The organism is Synechococcus sp. R8-2 (assembly GCF_047461715.1).
GTDB lineage: Bacteria > Cyanobacteriota > Cyanobacteriia > Thermostichales > Thermostichaceae > Thermostichus.
The window spans coordinates 1-3047 of the sequence record NZ_JANSHQ010000204.1 but is presented as its reverse complement, the minus strand read 5'-3'; the positions used below and the strand labels follow the sequence as shown (position 1 = coordinate 3047).

Annotated in this window: 2 protein-coding genes; both read right to left on the bottom strand. The window is 55.2% G+C overall.

Translation table 11 applies throughout. The features are described 5' to 3' along the window. Window positions 1-272: 272 nt before the first annotated feature. The gene (locus NW819_RS05475) at window positions 273-1493 is read right to left on the bottom strand and encodes an aminotransferase class V-fold PLP-dependent enzyme (protein WP_414413136.1); all 1221 of its coding nucleotides are present in this window, start codon (window positions 1491-1493) and stop codon (window positions 273-275) included. A 186-nt stretch (window positions 1494-1679) separates the two neighbouring features. Continuing rightward, window positions 1680-3047 (bottom strand): peptide chain release factor 3 (gene prfC / locus NW819_RS05470; RefSeq protein ID WP_414413135.1); only part of this gene is annotated, 1368 nt, incomplete at its 5' end.

Sequence of the window (3047 nt, the reverse complement as noted above, 5' to 3'; positions counted from 1 at the left end):
CCCCAAGCGTTCCGCGCTGCTTTTACCGACTCCCATACCCTTCCCTTCCGCTGTATGACCGGCTTTGTACGTCTGTGGGTCTGCTCCCTTCCTGGACATGCCCTACGACTCTCTCTCAGGTCAAGGCTTCTTTCTGAGGTCTACTGGCATGCCATCCTACCTGTAACGTCATCTCATCCTCAACTGAATTGACCATAGATCTGGAATCGTTTTACTGGTGTGCGAAGCAACTATACTTGCAATGTCGTGAAAGCGGCTCAACCGACAAAACCTCAGGGCAGATGCTGCAAGGCCAGCGCCAACTGTTCGTACTCTGCCAAACGGTTGTAGACCTGGGCCGAGATGCGTACCCAAAGCTGCCCGGCGAAGGGGATGATCGGAACCTCAATGCGGTACTTGTACCAGAGGTAATCGTGAAGCCGACGGGCGCGCTCCTCAAGAGGAAGCTCAGGGATCCACTGCTGCCAAAATGGCGGCAAGGGTAGGGTGGCCATAAAGCCCAACATCTTTTCGGGGGCGGGCGGGATCCCCTCAAGAGCCTCCAAGAGCAACTGCCGCGCCTGCAGCAGCAGAGTGTGGTTGTGCTGACGGATGTTGTCCAGTCCCACCCCTTGGATAAACGCCAGGGCTGCTGAAATGGCCAACCAAGCGCTGGGATCCCGTGTGCCCACCCAGTCGAACTCCGCTGTGAACCCTTGCCCATAGCCGTGGGAGATCACCGTAGGATGAGTTTGGGCCTGTCGATAGGGGGCCACCCACAAAAAGGCACAGCCTTTCGGGGCAAACAGCCACTTGTGGGCATTGCCGGTGTACCAATCGGCTCCTAGCTTTTCCAACTCCAAGGGGAGAACTCCGGGGGCATGGGCGCCATCCACCAAAACCGGGATCCCGCGCTCCCGACAGAGGCCGATCAGCTCAGGCAGGGGGTAGATCAGAGCTGTAGGCGAGGTGAGGTGATCCAACACCGCCAGGCGAGTTTGGGGAGTGAGGATGGCCTCGAAGGCCGCGATAACCTGCTCTGGCCCCGCAATGGGGAAAGGGATCTGCGCCTCAACTGGGATGGCTCCCCACTGGGCACAGATGTACTGCAATGCCTGACGAACGGCCCCGTAACCGTGATTGGTGCAGGCGATCTGATCCTCTGGCCGGAACCGCAGCGAGCGCAAAACGGCATTGACCCCGCTGGTGGCATTTTCCACAAACACCAGATTTTCGGGTTCGGCCCCGACGAAATGGGCCAGTTCTGCTGCCGCCGCCCGCAAGGCTCGAGGAAGTTCCTCTCCCATAAACTGCACCGGCTGAGCCTCAAGGCGTTCCCGCCATGCACTCTGGGCCTGCAACACCTTTTTCGGGGTCGCGCCGTAGGAGCCGTGATTCAAAAAAACGGCTTGCGGATCCAGTCCCCACAAGGAGCGTTCGCAAAGTGGCGCACAAGCACTGAGGGCAGCGCCAAAGTGGGGAGAATCGGATCCCAGGTTGGAGAAGAAAGGCATGGTTCACTCCCTCTGTCCCTGGACGATGCAGGAAAAAGATGGGGGAATTGCTGCGATCTGTGTGAGGGGTTTGCTCAGAAATCCGAAGATATCAACACCTATCAACACCGCTGATGTGGAGACCAATGGCATCTCGACTGAATGTCAGAACCTAAGGCTCTTTGAGACGGATTCTCTTAGGTTGATCTATTGGCCGTCACCCAATTCTGGGCCGAGATCCGAGATAGGGGCAATTTTGCTGAGCTTGATTTTAGGGTTGCTGGCAGCAAATTGCTGTAAAGTCCACTCGTTCTTAAACAGAAGAACGGGCCTGTCTTGAATGTCTTTAACAACTAGGGTGTTAAACAAGCTGGGAATATTCTCCAGCGCCTTCCAGCCATTCTCGACCCAGCGGGCCAGGGTGTAGGGCAACATCTCCAGTCGGGTTTCGACGTTGTATTCACTTTCAAGGCGATACTGCAAAACCTCAAACTGCAACTGGCCCACCGCTGCCACAATCGGATCCCGTTTGGAATCGTCGATAGAGTACATGATTTGTACAGCCCCTTCTTCCCGCAGTTCCGCTACCCCTTTCTGGAACTGCTTAAACTTGGAAGGATTGGGATTCTTCAAGTAGGCAAACAGCTCAGGAGAAAAGCTAGGGATCCCGGCGTAGCGCAGCTTCGGGCCGGTGTAGATGGTATCCCCAATGGTGAAGATGCCGGGATTATTCAGGCCGATCACATCCCCAGGGTAAGCTTCATCGATGGAGATGCGCTCTTGAGCAAACAACTTCTGGGGATAAGATAGGCGAATGGGACGATTGAGTCGGGCATGGTTGACCACCATATCCTTCTCAAACTTGCCGGAGCAGATGCGTACAAAAGCGACGCGATCCCGATGGCGGGGATCCATGTTGGCCTGCAGCTTAAAGACAAAGCCCGTAAACTCAGGATGTTCGGGCGGGATCAGTCCGGCAGTGCTCTCGTGAGGCATTGGCGGTAAGGAATACTCCAAAAATGCATTGAGGAAAAGCTCCACCCCAAAATTGGTCATGGCACTGCCGAAAAAGACCGGGGTTTGTTTGCCAGAATGCACCTGTTTTAGATCCAAGGTGGGCATGAGACCATCCAGCAGTTCCAGCTCTTCCTTGAATTGGTAATACAAGTCCTTGTCGATCAACTCCTCAATTTGTGGATCCCCAAGTTTAATAACGGTATCTTGAACTCTTAGCCGCCCCCCAGATACCCGCTCAAAGAAATGAAACTCCTGAGTTCGGCGGTCAAATAGCGCAGTAAACCGCTCGCCTGAGCCAATCGGCCAGTTGACAGGATAGGGCTTGAGGCCCAGTTCTGTCTCAATTTCATCCATCAGCTCCAAGGGATCCCGACTTGGGCGATCCATCTTGTTGATAAAGGTAAAAATCGGCAGCCCCCGCATCTGACACACTTCAAACAGCTTGCGGGTCTGGGTTTCCAACCCTTTGCCGGCATCTTCCAGCATCACGGCATTGTCAGCCGCTGCCAGGGTGCGATAGGTGTCTTCGCTGAAGTCCTGGTGGCCGGGAGTATCCAG